Below are 18,082 nucleotides of genomic sequence, written 5' to 3'. Positions count from 1 at the left end.
CTTGAGTTTTTCTGAGAGAATCTACGAGGATTGCAGTTATTGAAAGTGTAATGGACTTGACCTGAGAGACATTTTTTTACAGCTGGTATAGAAATCGACCATAAAAACTGGTAAATTAATATATTTTTTCCAATTATGGCACTAGAAATGTCAGCGTTTACAAATTATATTCATAAATTTGTGACGAATTGTTGAAAAATCCTGAGTTTTTTAATACGATTAAAGATGTGTGAGAAACATTGGCTGACTCACCGCCAATCGTTCCACCCGATCCTTGGATGAGGACAAGCAGTTCGATGAATTCGTACTGAATCGTTAGGAGGATGGAGAGAACATGAATATCCATGAGTATCAAGGAAAAGAACTCCTCAGAAAGTACGGCGTAGCCGTGCCGAATGGAAAAGTTGCTTTCTCTGTTGATGAAGCAGTAGAAGCTGCAAAAGAGCTTGGCTCAGAAGTAAATGTAGTAAAAGCACAGATTCACGCGGGTGGCCGCGGGAAAGCAGGCGGCGTAAAGGTGGCAAAGAACCTTGATGAGGTGCGTACATATGCCGATGAAATTCTTGGCAAAACCTTAGTCACCCACCAGACAGGCCCGGAAGGCAAAGAAGTTAAACGCTTACTTATTGAAGAAGGATGCGACATCCAAAAAGAATACTATGTAGGTCTTGTTGTAGACCGGGAAACAGACCGTGTCGTTATGATGGCTTCGGAAGAAGGCGGTACGGAAATCGAGGAAGTGGCCGAAGCTACTCCTGAAAAAATCTTTAAAGAGTACATTGATCCTGCTGTAGGCCTTCAAGGCTATCAGGCGCGTCGTCTGGCGTTTAATATTAATATTCCTAAGAAACTAGTAGGGCAGGCTGTTAAGTTCATGATGGGTCTTTACAAGGTCTTTAGTGAGAAGGACTGCTCTATTGCAGAAATTAATCCTTTGGTTACAACTGGTGACGGGAGCGTTATGGCTCTTGATGCGAAATTGAATTTCGATTCCAACGCCTTATACCGTCAAAAGGATATTACAGAATTCCGCGACCTTGATGAAGAGGATCCAAAAGAAATCGAAGCTTCTAAATTTGACCTAAGCTATATTGCACTTGATGGAAATATCGGCTGCATGGTAAATGGTGCAGGGCTTGCGATGGCAACAATGGATATCATTAAGCACTTTAGCGGCGAACCGGCCAACTTCCTTGATGTTGGAGGCGGCGCTACAGCAGAAAAGGTAACAGAAGCTTTCAAAATCATCCTGTCTGATGAACAGGTAAAAGGCATCTACGTAAATATCTTTGGCGGAATCATGAAATGTGACGTCATTGCTGAAGGTGTAGTTGAGGCAACGAAGCAAGTAGGCCTTGAGATCCCTCTCGTCGTGCGCCTTGAAGGTACAAATGTAGATCGCGGTAAGAAAATCCTTGAAGAATCTGGGCTTAACATCACAGCAGCAGATTCCATGTCAGACGGAGCACAAAAAATCGTATCTCTAGTGAAATAGAAAGGCGGGACTGAGAGCAATGAGCATCTTTATTAATAAAGATACAAAGGTCATCGTACAAGGTATTACTGGTTCTACTGGTTTGTTTCACACTCAGCAGGCCGTAGAATATGGTACACAGATTGTAGGTGGTGTTACCCCTGGAAAAGGCGGCACTGAAATAGAAGGAATTCCGGTATTTGATACGGTGGAAGAAGCTGTGAAAAAAACCGGGGCAAACGCTACTGTTATTTATGTACCCCCAGCATTTGCAGCGGATGCAATTTTGGAAGCAGTAGATGCAGAGCTTGATCTTGCTATTTGCATTACAGAGGGTATCCCTGTTATAGACATGATTAAGGTAAAACGATTCATGGAAGGGAAAAAGACTCGTCTAGTCGGCCCGAACTGCCCAGGTGTTATCACTCCGGAAGAATGTAAAATCGGTATCATGCCTGGATATATCCATAAAAAAGGGCATGTGGGCGTTGTATCTCGTTCCGGAACTCTTACGTATGAAGCTGTACACCAGCTTTCCACAAATGGGATCGGCCAGTCTACAGCTGTAGGTATCGGCGGTGACCCAGTAAACGGAACGGATTTTATAGATGTACTAAAAGCGTTTAATGATGACGAAGATACGTATGCTGTCATCATGATTGGTGAAATTGGCGGTACCGCTGAAGAAGAAGCGGCAGAATGGATCAAGGAAAATATGAATAAGCCTGTCGTAGGATTTATCGGCGGCCGTACAGCACCTCCAGGGAAGCGGATGGGTCATGCCGGCGCGATCATCTCTGGCGGCAAAGGGACCGCAGACGAAAAAATTTCAACATTGGAAAATTGCGGAGTCAGCGTTTCTCCAACTCCTTCTGAAATCGGGGAGACACTTATTTCTTCACTTAAAGAAAACAATATTTATGAAAAGTGTCTTACACATAAAGCAGAATAACACCAAGAAAAGCCTCCTTTCTATAAGGGGGCTTTTCTCTTCCTTTATTCCCTTAGGTATACCTCAAACCATGCATATTAACCATAATTGCATTATGTAAACAAGGTCCTGTTATTTTTAATCTATGAAACTTCTTGACTCGTATAAACTCAATAAGGGAGGCTGAATATGACAGACCGCAAAAACCGGCTGCTTCTTTTGCATGAAGCCCCAGGAGCAGGCTGGAATACACTTAAAAAAATTTATACTATTGACCCCTCGTTTTCTCTTCCTTTCGTCTTATCCCCCGCTTCTTTATCAAATGAATTGTCAATCCCACTTAAAAAAGCTTCTTCCTTAATTCATTTCCTTCAAAAAGAAAAAGGAAAAAGAACAGTCCAGTATTATTTGGATCGAAATATTATAATTATCACACCCTTTGACTCCATGTATCCCCGGCGTTTATTTCAGATGCATGATCCCCCCTGGGTGCTTTACGTCAAAGGACAGACAGATATTTTAAAGAAATCCTCCTTCTTAGCGGTTGTCGGGACAAGACAGCCTACCTCGTACGGTCTGCAGGCTATGCAAATGCTCCTCCCCCCGATTATTAAGAAACGAGCAGTTATCATTTCGGGCCTTGCCAAAGGTGTGGATACAAGAGCCCACCAACTTGCTGTGACTCATCAGGGGTATACGATTGCTGTATGTGGAAGTGGATTTAATTATATGTATCCTCGTGAAAATCTTCCCCTCTCCCGAATGATCTCCCAATCCCATTTACTTGTAAGCGAATATCCACCTCATACTCCTCCAGCCAAATGGCAGTTCCCAATGAGAAACCGAATAATCAGTGCATTGTCTGACGCTGTTTTTGTTATTGAAGCAGGGGTCAAAAGCGGCTCCTTAATCACTGCATCTCAGGCTCTTGAGCAAGGCAGGGATGTTTACGCCCTGCCAGGACCAATTGACTCCAAAGTTTCTGCAGGCACAAATAAATTAATTCAGGACGGTGCTCGGCCGATACTGCAACCGGATGATCTTTTGTAAGAGCTCTGGTAAAAGTGAATATGGATGTTCTAAAATCTTATAATGCTAGATAAAAGGGGCGAGACGTCTTCGGGAGTAGGAAGAGGCCAAAGATCCCGCAAGGGTTTGCTGAGGAAGCGAAGCCATGCCCGAGGCATAGTGACACCTTGATTGGGAAAGAGTGAAACATGAATGGATGTCGTACTTGTACCAAAAGGTGCAAGCAAGCGTCTCTTAACGAAAACTAACAACAAAGTGTTCAACATTTTTTATAAAAGTAAAAAAGAGCAAATTAAAAGGAAAAAAATAGAATAGTAAGGAATAAAATTGGCAATGAAAGGAATGAAAAATATGCTTTAAGAAATTTTTGGGTAGACATAAACCATAAACTGTGAAAAAATGATTGTGATTTATCACTCTTTGCGCCTGGCTGACAGGGACCAGTATAGTGGCACTTAGAATTTACTTTAAGTATCGGATAAACAGAACACATGAAATAAGAAATTTGACAAAGACAAATGCGGTGATTGATACTAATGAAGATTTATAACTCCAAAGGGGGAGAACACAAAAGAAATGGCAGATTATTTAGTAATCGTTGAATCTCCCGCTAAAGCAAAAACGATCGGTAAATATCTTGGAAAAAAATACATCGTGAAAGCATCAATGGGTCACGTCCGGGATCTACCAAAAAGTCAAATGGGAGTAGACACAACTAATCAGTACGAACCAAAATACATTACCATAAGGGGAAAAGGCCCGGTCTTAAAAGAATTAAAGACCGCTGCTAAAAAAGTTAAAAAGATTTATTTAGCAGCTGACCCCGACAGAGAAGGGGAAGCCATAGCCTGGCACCTCGCTCACAGCCTGGATATCGACGAAGATTCCGATTGCAGAGTAGTATTTAACGAAATTACCAAGACTGCAATTAAGGATGCATTTAAGCATCCACGCCCGATTAACATGGATTTAGTTGACGCTCAGCAGGCACGAAGGATTCTTGACCGGCTAGTCGGCTATAACATCAGCCCTCTTTTATGGAAGAAAGTAAAGAAGGGGTTAAGTGCCGGAAGAGTTCAGTCCATTGCAGTCAAGATGATTATTGAGCGTGAAAAAGAAATAAAAGAATTTGTCCCGGAAGAATATTGGAGTATTAAAGGCTCATTTCTTTACGGAAAAGAATCATTTGAAGCAAAATTCTACGGCCAGGATGGAAAAAAACTCGAACTGAACTCAGAAGAAGATGTACAGAATGTGTTAAGGAAACTAAAGGGAGACGAGTTTCTTATTGATTCTGTAAAAAAGCGAGAGCGCCGAAGAAATCCTGTGTTGCCGTTTACAACCTCTTCTCTTCAGCAGGAAGCTGCCAGAAAACTGAATTTCAGGGCAAAGAAAACAATGATGATTGCTCAGCAGCTTTATGAAGGTATCGATATTGGCAAAGAAGGGACAATAGGGTTAATTACCTATATGAGAACAGACTCTACCCGGATTTCTGATACAGCGAAAGAGGAAACAAAACAATACATTCAAGATACGTATGGCAAAGAGTACATCGGCGGAGGTAAAAAATCACAAAAGAAAGACAATAAGTCACAGGACGCTCACGAAGCTGTTCGTCCTACCTCTGTACTGAAAGATCCCAAAACAATCAAACAGTATTTGAGCCGTGATCAGTTCCGCCTCTACAAGTTAATCTGGGAAAGGCTTGTTGCAAGCGAAATGGCTCCCGCTGTAATGGATACGATGACAGTAGACCTTACGAATGAGGGTGTGATATTTCGGGCCACTGGGTCAAAGGTTAAGTTTCCAGGCTTCATGAAAGTTTATGTTGAAGGTAATGATGATGGAAAGAAAGAAGAAGATAAGTTCCTTCCTGATTTAAAAGAAGGAGAAACGGTGAAGAAAGAGGAGCTTGAACCGAATCAGCACTTTACTCAGCCGCCTCCGCGCTATACGGAAGCAAGACTGGTACGTACAATGGAGGAGCTTGGAATCGGGCGGCCGTCTACCTATGCCCCAACCCTTGACACGATCCAGAGAAGAGGATATGTGGCTCTTGAGGATAAAAGGTTTGTTCCGACAGAACTTGGCGAGATCGTTCTTGAATTGATCGTTGAATTTTTCCCGGAAATTCTTGATGTTGAATTTACAGCGAAAATGGAAAACGATTTAGACTACATTGAAGAAGGACGAGAAGACTGGATCAGGATTATTGATACCTTCTACCAGGACTTTGAAAAGCGGCTTACCGTGGCAGAAGAAGAAATGAAGGAAGTTGAAATCAAAGATGAACCGGCTGGAGAAGACTGTGAGAAGTGCGGACACGAAATGGTCTATAAGATGGGGCGTTACGGAAAGTTTATGGCATGCTCCAATTTTCCTGACTGTCGAAATACAAAAGCAATCGTAAAGGATATTGGCGTCAAATGCCCAAGCTGTAAAGAAGGTAATATCGTGGAAAGAAAAAGCAAAAAACGCCGGACGTTTTATGGTTGTGACCGCTATCCAGAATGCGAGTTTGTCTCCTGGGATAAACCAATATCCCGTCCTTGCCCGAAATGCGAAGGGCTTCTTGTGGAAAAGAAAACGAAAAAGGGCGTTCATGTACAATGCGCTGAATGTGATTACAAGGAAGAGCCGAACTAATCTCTTGTGAAACAAAAATGAAATCGGTATAGTAAGTAGGAGAAACCCCTTTTCTAAAAAAGGGGCTTTCCTATGTTCTTTTAGAATAGCTTGTAAAGTTGAAAATGATGCCAACAGCATAATATATTAAGAAGCAAGTATATAGAATGGAGTTTTAGAATGATGAACACGACAGTTAATGTGATAGGAGCCGGTCTGGCAGGAAGTGAAGCTGCATGGCAGCTTGCCAAAAGAGGTATCCAAGTAAAATTGTATGAAATGAGACCTGTAAAACAGACTCCAGCTCACCACACGGATAAGTTCGCCGAGCTTGTCTGCAGCAACTCCTTGAGAGCAAACGGTCTGACAAATGCAGTAGGTGTGTTAAAAGAAGAAATGAGAGAAATGGATTCTGTAATCATTCGTTCTGCAGATGATTGTTCCGTACCTGCCGGTGGAGCCTTAGCTGTTGACCGCCATGAATTTGCAGGGCTTGTCACTTCTCGGGTGAAAGAACATCCAAATGTGGAAGTCATTCACGAAGAAATTACCAGCCTTCCTGAAGGACCGACGATTATAGCAACGGGTCCATTAACTACAGAAGGTCTCTCTCAGACGATAAAGGATTTAACAGGTGAAGAATACCTTTATTTCTATGATGCTGCAGCACCCATTATTGAAACGGACAGCATAGATATGAATAAAGCTTATCTTAAATCAAGATATGATAAAGGAGAAGCTGCTTATATTAACTGTCCAATGACAGAAGAAGAATTTGATGAGTTTTATGAGGCGTTAACTTCAGCTGAAACAGTTCCATTGAAAGAATTTGAAAAAGAAATCTTCTTTGAGGGCTGCATGCCTATCGAGATCATGGCTAAAAGAGGAAAAAAGACCATGCTTTTTGGTCCGATGAAGCCCGTCGGCCTTGAACATCCTGAAACAGGAAAGCGGCCATACGCTGTTGTGCAGTTACGGCAGGATAATCAGTCAGGCACTCTTTACAATATAGTCGGCTTTCAAACTCACTTAAAGTGGGGACCCCAAAAAGAAGTAATCAGAAAAATCCCGGGATTGGAAAATGCCGAAGTGGTCAGATACGGCGTGATGCATCGCAACACCTTTATTAACTCACCAAACGTATTAAAGCCGACCTACCAGTTCAAAGATCGGGAGGATTTGTTTTTTGCAGGACAAATTACTGGAGTAGAGGGTTACGTGGAATCAGCTGCTGCAGGATTGATTGCCGGAATCAATGCAGCTCGGTTCGTCCAGGGAGAAGAGCTTGCTGTACTTCCACAAGAAACCATATTAGGAGCCATGGCCAATTACATTACAACAGCCAACCCGGATAATTTTCAGCCAATGAATGCAAATTTCGGGCTTCTTCCGCCGCTTGAGAATAGAATAAAAAATAAAAAAGAAAGAAATGAACAATTAGCTCAGCGAGCATTGGGAGCGATTCAGAATTTTGTGAAAAGATAAACATCTTCCTTGCTCTCCAAAAACAGGTATGGTAAAATTTAATAGCTTTTGTGAGGTGGTGTAATGAAAGAGGCGCCCTTTCAAGCTCTAGGAGAGAATTTTTTTAAATATATGCAGGTCGAAAAAAATGCTTCTCCAATGACATTGGAAGCATATTCCCTTGATCTGTCTGATTTTGAAAAGTTTTTGGATGCAGAGGCGGTATCAAGCCCAAAAGAGGCCGATGACCGCCTTGTTCGTTTGTATTTTACCCATTTATACGATAAAGGGTACAAACGCACCTCGCTTTCCCGAAAAATTTCGGCCTTGCGGACGTTTTATAAATATCTAATGAGGGAAGGGCTGATAACTGAGAATCCCTTTGCTTTAACCACGCTCCCGAAAAAGGAGCTGAGGCTCCCTCATTTTTTATATGCCAAGGAGTTAGAAGCACTCTTTCAATCATTTGATGCTTCTAAAGCCCTGGACCAGCGGGATCTTGCATTGTTTGAGATCCTTTATGCCACAGGAATACGAGTCAGCGAATGCTGCAATGTAAAGCTTTCTCATATTGATTTTTCTTTAGGAACCATTTTTGTGAAAGGGAAAGGCAATAAGGAGCGATATACCCCGATTGGATCGTTTGCTCTTGATGCCATTGACCGGTATACACAGAATGGAAGGTTGCATTTACTTAAGAAATCAAGTCAAAAAGATTCAGAATACCTATTTTTGAATCATCTCGGCACTCCGATAACAGACAGAGGAATCCGCCATGTGGTTACGAAACGAATGAAAAAGGTTTCGTTAACTCTTCATGCCTCTCCCCATTCTCTCAGGCATACGTTTGCTACACATTTACTAGATAATGGTGCGGATATCAGAGCCGTACAGGATCTTCTGGGACATGAAAATCTATCAACAACCCAGCTGTATACCCATGTAACGAAAGAACGGTTAAAAAATGTCTACCAACAGGCACATCCGCGTGCCTAAACAAAGGGGGAGTCATTCATGGAACAATCCTTTCATGCGACCACCATATTTGCAGTCCACCATAATGGAAAAGGGGCGATGGCAGGAGATGGCCAGGTAACCTTTGGACAGTCGGTGGTGATGAAACATACAGCAAAAAAAGTAAGAAAAATCTACAATGGCAAAGTACTTGCCGGGTTTGCCGGTTCGGTAGCAGACGCGTTCACTCTGTTTGAGAAGTTTGAAGTGAAGCTTCAGGAGTTTAGCGGTGATTTAAAAAGAGCTGCTGTAGAGCTAGCTAAGGAATGGCGCAGTGATAAGGTATTAAGGCGTTTGGAGGCCATGTTGATTGTGATGGATAAAGAGACCATCCTCTTAGTTTCAGGCACTGGTGAGGTGATTGAGCCAGATGATGGGATATTAGCAATCGGCTCAGGAGGAAATTTTGCTTTAGCAGCTGGAAGAGCACTAAAAAGAAATGCCACTCATATGAGTGCAAAGGAAATGGCTGAAGAATCCCTGAAAACCGCTGGCGATATCTGCGTGTTTACAAATGATCAGCTTGTTGTTGAGGAAATATAAGGCCTTGGCTCCGGATGCTTTATGTTCAACAAATTTTGATGAAAGGGGAGAACCCGTTTGGAAACCCCATTAAGCCCAAGACAGATTGTTGAAAAGCTTGATCAATACATTGTGGGTCAAAAAGACGCAAAACGTTCAGTAGCTGTTGCTTTACGAAACAGGTACCGTCGCAGTAAGCTAGAAGAGAGTCTAAAAGATGATATCACGCCTAAGAATATTTTAATGATTGGTCCGACAGGAGTAGGAAAGACAGAAATTGCAAGACGTCTGGCAAAACTTGTAGGAGCTCCTTTCATTAAAGTCGAAGCGACCAAATTTACTGAAGTTGGTTATGTAGGACGTGATGTCGAATCAATGGTAAGGGACTTGGTGGAATCAGCTGCTCGTCTTGTGAAAGAAGAGAAGATGTCGGAGGTAAGAAAACAGGCTGAAGAGCTGGCCAACAAAAAGCTTGTCAAACTTTTGGCTCCTGCCGCCAAAAAACAAAATCAGCAATTTTCCAATCCTTTCGAAATGATTTTTCAGCAACAGGAGAAGCAGTCAGAAGAAACAGAAGAGGAAGACCAAACTGTTTCACAAAAGAGAAGGCAGCTTGCTCATCAGCTGGCGATGGGTGAGCTTGAGGATCACCTTGTCACAGTAGAGGTAGAGGAGCAGACACAATCCTTTATGGATATGTTTCAAGGCGCTGGCATGGAGCAGATGGGCATGAATATGCAAGAAATGCTTGGAAATATGATGCCAAAGAAAAAGAAAAAACGCCGGCTTGCAGTAAGGGAAGCCAGGAAGCTTCTCATTGAAGACGAAGCTCAAAAGCTCATTGATATGGATGAGGTTTCCCAAGAGGCTGTTTCAAAGGCTGAACAGCTGGGTATCATTTTCATAGATGAAATTGATAAAGTGGCAGCGAAGCAGCAAGGAGGAAATGCGGATGTGTCCCGAGAAGGGGTGCAAAGAGACATTCTTCCTGTTGTGGAAGGTTCTACGGTAAGCACAAAATTTGGTCCGGTAAAAACAGACCATATGTTATTTGTGGCAGCTGGCGCTTTTCATATTGCAAAGCCTTCTGATTTAATCCCTGAGCTGCAGGGGAGGTTTCCAATAAGGGTAGAGCTGTCCAGCTTAACAATAGAAGATTTTGTGCGCATTCTAACAGAACCGACAAATGCCCTTTTGAAACAATATCAAGCTTTATTAGGAACAGAAGGTATAAATGTGGAATTTTCTGACGATGCTGTACGTAAAATCGCTGAAATGGCACAAAGTGTGAATCAAAACACGGAGAATATCGGGGCGCGTCGGCTCCATACGCTGCTGGAACGTTTGCTGGAGGATTTATCATTTGAAGCCCCTGATATCGCCTTAGAAAAAATCACTATCACACCAGAGTATGTAGAGGAAAAGCTGTCTTCCATCACAAAAGATCGAGATATGAGTCAATATATTTTATAGGATGTCAGGAGGAAAATGGTATGGATCTATTAAATAGATCAAGAAAGATTAATGATATGCTGCAAAAAACAGCTGGAGACCATGTGAATTTTAAAGATATGGCTGAAACAATGAGTGAGGTCATTGATGCCAATATCTTTGTAGTCAGCCGTCGAGGAAAGTTATTGGGTTATTCGTTGAAGCAGGAAATAGAGAACGATCGCATGCAACAGATGCTTGAAGAACGGAAGTTTCCAGAAGAGTACACAACCGGACTTTTTAAGATTGAGGAAACATCTCCCAACCTGGATGTAAATAGTGATTATACAGCATTCCCTATTGAGAACCGTGACCTATTCAGCTCAGGTTTAACCACCATCGTGCCGATCATTGGGGGAGGACAGCGGTTAGGAACGTTAGTGCTTGCCCGTCTTAATGATTCATTTGACGATGACGATCTCATTCTTGCCGAGTACGGTGCGACTGTAGTTGGTATGGAAATCCTCCATGAAAAAACACAGGAGATTGAAGAGGAAGCACGAAGCAAGGCTGTCGTACAAATGGCTATCAGTTCTTTGTCTTATAGTGAACTGGAAGCTGTTGAACATATTTTTGAAGAGCTCGATGGAAAAGAAGGACTTCTTGTAGCGAGTAAAATCGCAGACCGTGTAGGGATTACCCGCTCGGTAATTGTTAATGCACTACGTAAGCTGGAAAGTGCAGGAGTTATTGAGTCCCGCTCACTAGGGATGAAAGGAACGTATATAAAGATCTTAAACGATAAATTTTTAGTGGAGTTGGAGAAGTTAAAAACAAGCTGATTAAATAGAATCTAAAAAAACCAGGGAGCATTGTGCTCCCTGGTTTTTTTAGATCATAAAGAAAGCGATTTCATACCTTCATAAGACCATTTGTGCAAAAAGAAGGACATTGCTCCTCTTCTATTAAGAAAAAAACAGATTGTAACCAAAAATATGGAACATTATTAGTTCAAAGGTACTGATTCTTATAGATCAATGCGGTTGGGTCTTTGCTAGTGATATAGAAAATATTAAGAAGAAAGTTAGACATCCCTCACATATTTTAATACAATTTAGCCTATGGTCCTGCGTTTTGCCTGTTATTTTTACAAAAAACGCCAAATATCCTGTTCGGTAGGAAAAATGTCATACATAATTTGGAGGGGAAGTAATGAATATTTTTAATAACTCCACCTTTCAGCTTTTAGGACAAGGGCTTCATGGAGCATCAAAGCAGCAAAAGAACATTGCTGACAATATAGCTAATATTGACACTCCTCATTACAAAGCAAAAAAGACACATTTTAAACATACCCTTAATGAATCACTTCAAAACCTGAATTTGCAATCTCATAAAACAGATGATCGCCACCTTGATTTTGGAGGGTCTCAAAAAGGGGTCTATACGACCGTGAACCAGCATAGTGCGTTCAATCATAACCTTAATAACGTGGATATAGATTATGAGATGGCTGAATTATCCAAAAATCAGATTTATTATAACGGGTTAATAGAACGAATGAACGGAAAATTTAATAGTCTTCAAACTGCTATACGAGGAGGGCGATAACATGTCACTGTTTCAAGGAATAAACTCTTCTGCCTCGGCTCTTACGTCCCAGCGCCTGCGGATGGATGTGGCTGCTGCAAATATGGCTAACGCTGAGTCCACCCGGGGCGCTTTTGTAAATGGGGAATGGGAACCGTACCGCAGAAAAAATGTGGCTTTCGCACCTAATAGCAGTAATTTTGCTTCCCAATTTCAACAAGCTCTAAAAAGCAATCAACGGGCTGGCGGTGGGGTGAAAGTAACTGAGATTGTGGAAGATGAATCTCCTTTTCGACAGGTGTATCAACCGGAACACCCGGATGCTGACGAAGAAGGATACGTAGCCATGCCAAATGTGGACCCGTTAAAAGAGATGGTAAATATAATGGGAGCTACTCGCTCCTATGAAGCAAATGTCACAGTAATGAATAGTTCAAAAAATATGATGCTTAAAGCTCTTGAAATAGGAAGAGGCTAATAACAAGGAGGAATGGAGATGGAATTGTATTCAATCGGTGACAGCAGGACTCTTGATAACATGCAAACGAAAAAAACGCCCGCTGAAGCTCATCAGTCATTTAAGGAATCCTTTAACCATGCATTAAGCCAGGTCAATGAGACGATGAAAGAATCTGACAAAATGACTGAAAAGCTGGCTGCAGGAAAAGCAGAAGACTTACATGACGTGATGATAGCTGCTCAGAAATCAAGCATTTCCTTACAGGCCACTGTGGAGGTTAGAAACAAAGTAATTGAAGCCTATCAGGAAGTCATGAGAATGCAAGTGTAATAGAATAATTATTTATTGAAGGTGCGGGAGCTGGAGGCGGCATGAACGAGAAATTTCTTACTTACAAAAATAAAACAATTGAATATTGGCAGCAAAGAACTAAACAACAAAAATTAGCTTTCATTGGGATTCTCTCTTTTTTAATTATCCTGATGGTTCTGGCCATTCTCTTTAGCACCCGGTCTACATACACGCCGCTTTACTCAAACTTAACAGTACAGGAAACAGGGCAGATTAAAGAAACTCTCGATGCACGAGGCATTTCTTCTCAAGTGTCAGATGACGGGACAACGATAAAAGTGCCAGAGGCGTTAGTCGATACTCTGAAAGTGGAACTGGCAGCTGAAGGAATCCCTCAAAGCGGCTCCATCGATTACTCATTTGTCGAGGACCGAATGGGTTTTGGAATGACAGACAGCGAATTTTCAGTGATGGAAAGAGCGGCCATGCAGACAGAACTGGCAAATTTAATTCGGGGAATTGACGGGGTGAATCAGGCGAATGTAATGATCACTCTTCCTGAAGAATCGACATGGGTATCGGATCAGCCTGGGGAAGCCTCGGCTTCGATCGTTCTTCATACTGCTGGGGGATATCAGCCCGACCAGCAGCAAGTTCGGTCATTGTACCACCTGGTTTCAAAAAGTGTCCCAAGCCTTCCTGTGGATAATATCGTCATCATGAACCAGATGTTTGAACATTATTATTATGAAGACCATCAAACAGACAGTACTTTATCTGCATTTGACCAGCAGCGTTCCATTCAGCGTGAAGTTGAACAAGATATTCAAAGAGAGCTGCAGCAAATGCTCGGTACCATGATGGGCCAGGATAAAGTTCTCGTTTCTGTGACAACGGATATAGACTTTACTCAAGAGAATCGAGAAGAGTCTCTTGTTGAGCCAGTTGATGAAGAAAATATGGAAGGCATTGCAGTAAGTGTAGAAAGGATAACAGAAACTTATGAAGGAAACGGTGCACCAGATGGCGGTGTTGTTGGTGCAGATGAAGAGGATATCCCTGCTTTTCCCGCAGGAGCTGGAGCAGGGGAGGGGGAATACGAAAGAATAGAAGATCGAATCAATAATGAAGTGAACCGTATCCATCGGGAAATAGTAGAAAGCCCTTATAAAATCAGGGATATCGGTGTCCAGGTTATGGTTGAGCCTCCCGACCCTGAAGATCCGGCTACTCTTCCGGCAGATCGTATTAACGACATACAAGAAATATTGGGAACCATTGTGAGAACAAGCATAGACCAGGAATATACAGCTGATCTTACGGAAGCTGATATTGAGGATAAGATCTTTGTTTCCTCTCAGCCATTTATTGGAAAAGTTGAAATGGAGCCTGAGCAAGGTGCAGGTATTTCTGTGTGGCTTTATATTACAGGCGGCGTGTTAGTAGCAGTCATCATTTTACTTATAATTCTTCTCCTCCGATCCAGAAGACAAGTAATTGAGGAAGAAGAATTGATGGAAACTACAATTTCCAGTGAATATGAAAACTTGCCAGAGCCGGAAGAAACAGAAGAAGAGGCAAAAAGAAAGCAGCTTGAAAGAATGGCTAAAGAGCGGCCGGAAGAATTTTCTAAATTACTGCGCACTTGGCTTTCAGATGATTAGGAGGGTGGAAAATGATTAAGAAAAAAAGCGGGTTAACGGGAAAACAAAAAGCTGCTATCCTTCTCATTTCATTGGGTCCTGATGTGTCGGCTCAGGTGTATAAGCAATTAACAGAAGAAGAGATTGAAAAGGTAACGTTAGAAATAGCAAACGTGCGAAAAGTGGAAAGTGAAATAAAGGCCACTGTCCTTGAGGAATTTCATCAAATTGTGATGGCGCAGGATTATATTTCCCAAGGAGGCATTGGTTACGCGAAAAGCGTATTGGAGAAAGCTCTTGGAGAAAATGAGGCGATGGAGGTTATTGAGCGTCTTACCTCCACCCTGCAAGTCAGGCCATTTGATTTTGCCCGCAAGGCTGACCCGTCTCAGATTTTAAATTTTATTCAGAACGAACACCCACAGACCATTGCTTTAATTCTTTCTTACTTAGAATCTGTTCAAGCCGGCCAGATCTTATCGGAGCTTCCCGAGGAGCTTCAAGCTGATGTTGCAAAAAGAATTGCTCTGATGGATAGCACTTCACCGGAAATTGTGAATGAAGTGGAATCCATACTTGAAAAGAAACTCTCTGCAACAGTGGTGCAGGATTATACGGAAGCTGGAGGGGTGGAATCTGTTGTGGAAGTGTTAAATAGCGTAGACCGGAGCACAGAACGCACCATACTGGAATCCCTGGAAATTCAAGATCCGGAGTTAGCAGACGAGATCAAGAAAAGAATGTTTGTATTTGAAGATATTGTTACACTCGATAACCGCTCAATTCAGAGGGTGATCAGGGAAGTGGAAAATGATGATCTTCAACTCGCTCTTAAGGTGGCAAGTGATGAAGTGAAGGACATTATCTTTAATAATATGTCGCAACGAATGTCTGAAACATTTAAAGAAGAAATGGAGTTTATGGGACCTGTGAGACTTCGTGACGTTGAAGAAGCTCAAAGTAGAATTGTAGGTTCAGTAAGGACCTTAGAAGAAGCCGGCGAGATTGTCATTGCGCGAGGGGGTGGAGATGACATTGTCGTTTAGGGTGATCAAAGGGAAAGCAGATTTTCCTCATGCCAGTCATACAGCTTTGCCAAGGCAAATATTGATTAAGCAGCTTTCTACTTCTCAAGGGGGGAGGAAGGAAGAATTTCGGCCTGCACAATCAGAATATTCTCCAGAAGATGAGATAGCGACAGCAGCGAAAGAAAAAGAAAAGATAATCAGTGAAGCTTTAAAAGAGAAAGAACGAATGATAAGACAGGCTCACGATGAAGCTGACAGAATACAAATGGCAGTAAGCCAGGAAGAAGAAAGTTCTAAGCAGCGTATTCAGCTTGCGTATGAAGAAGCAAGGGAGAAAGGTTTTCTAGAAGGGTATGAAGCTGGAAAACAGGAAGGCAAGGAAGAGTATGTAACTGCGGTCGATGATGCTAAACATTTAATTCAACAGGCAAAGCAAGAATATACCCGTTACCTTGAAGAGGCTGAGCCTGTTATTTTAAATATCGCTCTTGCAGTAGCAGACCGCATCTTGTACCAGGCACTCGAAGAGGAGCCTGAAAGGTGGACAGATATTGTAAAGAAAGCTGTCCTGGAAGTGAAAGAGCAAGAAGAAGTTACCATATTTGTTCCCCCATCCAGATTTGATCAAATACAACAGCAGACTGAGGAAATCAAAGAGCTTCTCAGCTATTCACAAATGCTCAGAATATACCCTGACAGTCAGTTAGATTCCGGAGGATGTGTGATTGAAACCTCTTATGGAAGGCTGGATGCCTCATTGGATAGTCAGTTAAAGGAACTAAAAGAGCAGCTGGTGGAAGTGCTGAAGGAGGAGGCTCATGAAAGCAGCCGAACTCATTGAGGAAATTAAAGAATTAAGCCCTTATAAAAAACTTGGAAAAGTGACAAGAGTGGTAGGGCTAACTATTGAATCAAGAGGACCTCATACCTCAGTAGGAGATTTATGCAAAATCCATGTCTCAAAGGCCAAAGAACCAGTTCTGGCTGAAGTTGTTGGATTTAAAGAAAAAAGCGTACTCTTAATGCCTCTGACAACTACGAAAAACATTTCTCCCGGATGCCTGGTAGAATCAACCCGCAAGCCCTTGGAAATAAAAGCCGGCCGGAGTCTGATAGGGGAAGTGCTTGATGGCTGCGGACAGTTACTAAGTGGAAGAGAATTGCCTAAAGGGCTTTCCTCGGTCCCTACGGAACAAGATCCGCCAAACCCTATGCAAAGGCCAAGGATAACAGAGCCTTTATCTCTAGGAGTAAAAGCGATAGATGGTCTTCTTACTATAGGAAAGGGCCAGCGTGTCGGGATATTTGCAGGGAGTGGAGTCGGCAAAAGCACATTGCTGGCTATGATTACAAAAAACTCTGAAGCTGATGTGAATGTAATTGCTTTAATTGGCGAAAGAGGAAGGGAAGTAAAGGATTTTATTGAACGCGATTTGGGAGAAGAAGGGTTAAAAAAGTCTGTGATTGTAGCTGCCACCTCCGATCAGCCTGCTTTAATGAGGATTAAAGGAGCAATGACCGCGACAGCGATTGCGGAATATTTTCGGAGCCAAGGCCTTCATGTCAATTTACTTATGGACTCTGTCACCCGTTTTGCAATGGCTCAAAGAGAAGTTGGTTTGGCGATTGGTGAGCCACCTACGACCAAAGGATATACTCCATCGGTTTTTGCTATGCTTCCGAGACTTTTAGAGAGAGCTGGAACAGATGAGAGAGGGTCAATCACTGCTTTTTATACGGTCTTAGTAGATGGAGACGATATGAATGAACCGATTGCAGATGCTGTGAGAGGGATTTTAGACGGACATATGGTGCTTGACAGGGAGTTAGCGAATAAAGGCCATTATCCAGCCATCCACGTTTTAAAAAGCATAAGCCGGGTGATGGGAGATATCACTCATTCAACGCACCAGGAGTCAGCTGAAAACCTGCGGTATTTATTGTCAACGTATTACGATTCCGAAGACCTCATCAATATAGGCGCCTATAAAAAAGGCTCTTCATCTCACATAGATGAAGCGATCGATGCTTACCCGGATATATTGACCTTTCTTCAACAAAGAACAGATGAAAAATATACATATGAAGAAATCATTAAGGCTCTACAAAAGCGATTTGAAGGGGGAGTTCAGGTATGAGCTTTCAATTTTCATTGAAAAAATTACTTGAAATGAAAGAAAACGCCCGAGTGTCAGCTGAAGAGGAATACAGCCGTTCTGTTACTAAATTTGAGGAAAAAGCTACCCATTTATATCAACTCTTAAAAAGAAAAGAAGAGGCTGAAGCCTTTTACGCAGAAAAAATGAAGAATGGCATGCCAATCCATGAACTTCAAACGGCAGAATCTTCTCTTATGCTTCTACACCAGGACGTCATGAAAGCAAAGGTTTCAGCCGATCATGCCAGAGTGTTGATGAATTCCAAAAAAAATGAAATGCAGTACGCTTATATAGAGTATAAGAAATATGAGAGGATTCGTGAGCAAAAAAAACGAGAGTATGAGTATGGCTTGAAAAAAGAAGAAGAGAAAATAATGGATGAAATTTCTATTCAGAAATATGCAGCACGGTGAGGGAA

Annotated in this window: 18 protein-coding genes; 17 read left to right on the top strand and 1 reads right to left on the bottom strand. The window is 42.1% G+C overall.

The annotated features are described in order from the left end of the window. Positions 1-157 precede the first annotated feature (157 nt). The gene (locus tag CEF17_RS09750; protein ID WP_100399361.1) at positions 158-355 is read right to left on the bottom strand and encodes a hypothetical protein; all 198 of its coding nucleotides are present in this window, start codon (positions 353-355) and stop codon (positions 158-160) included. Between CEF17_RS09750 and sucC the strand changes: the two genes are divergently transcribed. The 17 genes from sucC to fliJ all read left to right on the top strand — a co-directional run bounded on the left by sucC (position 335) and on the right by fliJ (position 18,077). Further along, positions 335-1,495, top strand: a complete 1,161-nt coding sequence (gene sucC, locus CEF17_RS09745) for an ADP-forming succinate--CoA ligase subunit beta (RefSeq protein WP_100399360.1) — start codon at positions 335-337, stop codon at positions 1,493-1,495. The two genes, CEF17_RS09750 and sucC, sit on opposite strands and share 21 nt — an antisense overlap. 19 nt (positions 1,496-1,514) lie before the next feature. After that, a complete protein-coding gene (gene sucD / locus CEF17_RS09740) occupies positions 1,515-2,426 on the top strand; it encodes a succinate--CoA ligase subunit alpha (protein WP_100399359.1) in 912 nt (303 codons plus the stop codon). A gap of 168 nt (positions 2,427-2,594) precedes the next feature. Beyond that, positions 2,595-3,455, top strand: coding sequence for a DNA-processing protein DprA (gene dprA, locus CEF17_RS09735; RefSeq protein ID WP_100399358.1), 861 nt, complete (start codon positions 2,595-2,597; stop codon positions 3,453-3,455). A 555-nt stretch (positions 3,456-4,010) separates the two neighbouring features. After that, a complete protein-coding gene (gene topA, locus CEF17_RS09730) occupies positions 4,011-6,083 on the top strand; it encodes a type I DNA topoisomerase (protein WP_100399357.1) in 2,073 nt (690 codons plus the stop codon). A gap of 159 nt (positions 6,084-6,242) precedes the next feature. Beyond that, a complete protein-coding gene (trmFO, locus tag CEF17_RS09725) occupies positions 6,243-7,547 on the top strand; it encodes an FADH(2)-oxidizing methylenetetrahydrofolate--tRNA-(uracil(54)-C(5))-methyltransferase TrmFO (RefSeq protein WP_100399356.1) in 1,305 nt (434 codons plus the stop codon). A gap of 63 nt (positions 7,548-7,610) precedes the next feature. Next, a complete protein-coding gene (gene xerC, locus CEF17_RS09720) occupies positions 7,611-8,522 on the top strand; it encodes a tyrosine recombinase XerC (RefSeq protein ID WP_100399355.1) in 912 nt (303 codons plus the stop codon). An 18-nt stretch (positions 8,523-8,540) separates the two neighbouring features. Further along, positions 8,541-9,083: an ATP-dependent protease subunit HslV gene (gene hslV / locus CEF17_RS09715; RefSeq protein ID WP_100399354.1), complete on the top strand. Its 543-nt coding sequence runs from the start codon at positions 8,541-8,543 to the stop codon at positions 9,081-9,083. A 57-nt stretch (positions 9,084-9,140) separates the two neighbouring features. Beyond that, positions 9,141-10,535, top strand: a complete 1,395-nt coding sequence (hslU, locus tag CEF17_RS09710) for an HslU--HslV peptidase ATPase subunit (RefSeq protein WP_100399353.1) — start codon at positions 9,141-9,143, stop codon at positions 10,533-10,535. A 20-nt stretch (positions 10,536-10,555) separates the two neighbouring features. After that, the gene (gene codY / locus CEF17_RS09705; protein WP_100399352.1) at positions 10,556-11,335 is read left to right on the top strand and encodes a GTP-sensing pleiotropic transcriptional regulator CodY; all 780 of its coding nucleotides are present in this window, start codon (positions 10,556-10,558) and stop codon (positions 11,333-11,335) included. A gap of 370 nt (positions 11,336-11,705) precedes the next feature. Continuing rightward, complete coding sequence (gene flgB, locus CEF17_RS09700) at positions 11,706-12,104, top strand: flagellar basal body rod protein FlgB (RefSeq protein WP_100399351.1); 399 nt, start codon at positions 11,706-11,708, stop codon at positions 12,102-12,104. A 1-nt stretch (position 12,105) separates the two neighbouring features. After that, the gene (flgC, locus tag CEF17_RS09695) at positions 12,106-12,561 is read left to right on the top strand and encodes a flagellar basal body rod protein FlgC (protein ID WP_100399350.1); all 456 of its coding nucleotides are present in this window, start codon (positions 12,106-12,108) and stop codon (positions 12,559-12,561) included. A gap of 18 nt (positions 12,562-12,579) precedes the next feature. Beyond that, on the top strand, positions 12,580-12,873 hold the full coding sequence (fliE, locus tag CEF17_RS09690) for a flagellar hook-basal body complex protein FliE (RefSeq protein ID WP_232725482.1): 294 nt from the start codon (positions 12,580-12,582) through the stop codon (positions 12,871-12,873). 41 nt (positions 12,874-12,914) lie between these two features. After that, positions 12,915-14,498 (top strand): flagellar basal-body MS-ring/collar protein FliF, encoded by a 1,584-nt coding sequence (gene fliF, locus CEF17_RS09685; RefSeq protein ID WP_100399348.1) that lies wholly within the window; start codon positions 12,915-12,917, stop codon positions 14,496-14,498. Positions 14,499-14,509: 11 nt separating this feature from the next. Continuing rightward, a complete protein-coding gene (gene fliG, locus CEF17_RS09680; RefSeq protein WP_054635306.1) occupies positions 14,510-15,523 on the top strand; it encodes a flagellar motor switch protein FliG in 1,014 nt (337 codons plus the stop codon). After that, complete coding sequence (gene fliH, locus CEF17_RS09675) at positions 15,507-16,346, top strand: flagellar assembly protein FliH (RefSeq protein WP_100399347.1); 840 nt, start codon at positions 15,507-15,509, stop codon at positions 16,344-16,346. The genes fliG and fliH overlap by 17 nt, the downstream gene beginning before the upstream one ends. Then, positions 16,324-17,643: a flagellar protein export ATPase FliI gene (fliI, locus tag CEF17_RS09670; RefSeq protein ID WP_100399346.1), complete on the top strand. Its 1,320-nt coding sequence runs from the start codon at positions 16,324-16,326 to the stop codon at positions 17,641-17,643. The genes fliH and fliI overlap by 23 nt, the downstream gene beginning before the upstream one ends. Further along, positions 17,640-18,077 carry a flagellar export protein FliJ gene (gene fliJ, locus CEF17_RS09665; RefSeq protein ID WP_100399345.1) on the top strand — a complete coding sequence of 146 codons (438 nt, stop codon included), beginning with the start codon at positions 17,640-17,642 and terminating at the stop codon, positions 18,075-18,077. Before fliI ends, fliJ begins: the two co-directional genes overlap by 4 nt. Positions 18,078-18,082: the final 5 nt, after the last annotated feature.

This window comes from Bacillus sp. FJAT-44742 (assembly GCF_002797315.1).
GTDB classification, from domain to species: domain Bacteria; phylum Bacillota; class Bacilli; order Bacillales; family Marinococcaceae; genus Thalassorhabdus; species Thalassorhabdus alkalitolerans.
Note: the sequence above shows the minus strand (reverse complement) of the source record. Positions and strands in the feature narration are given on the sequence as shown.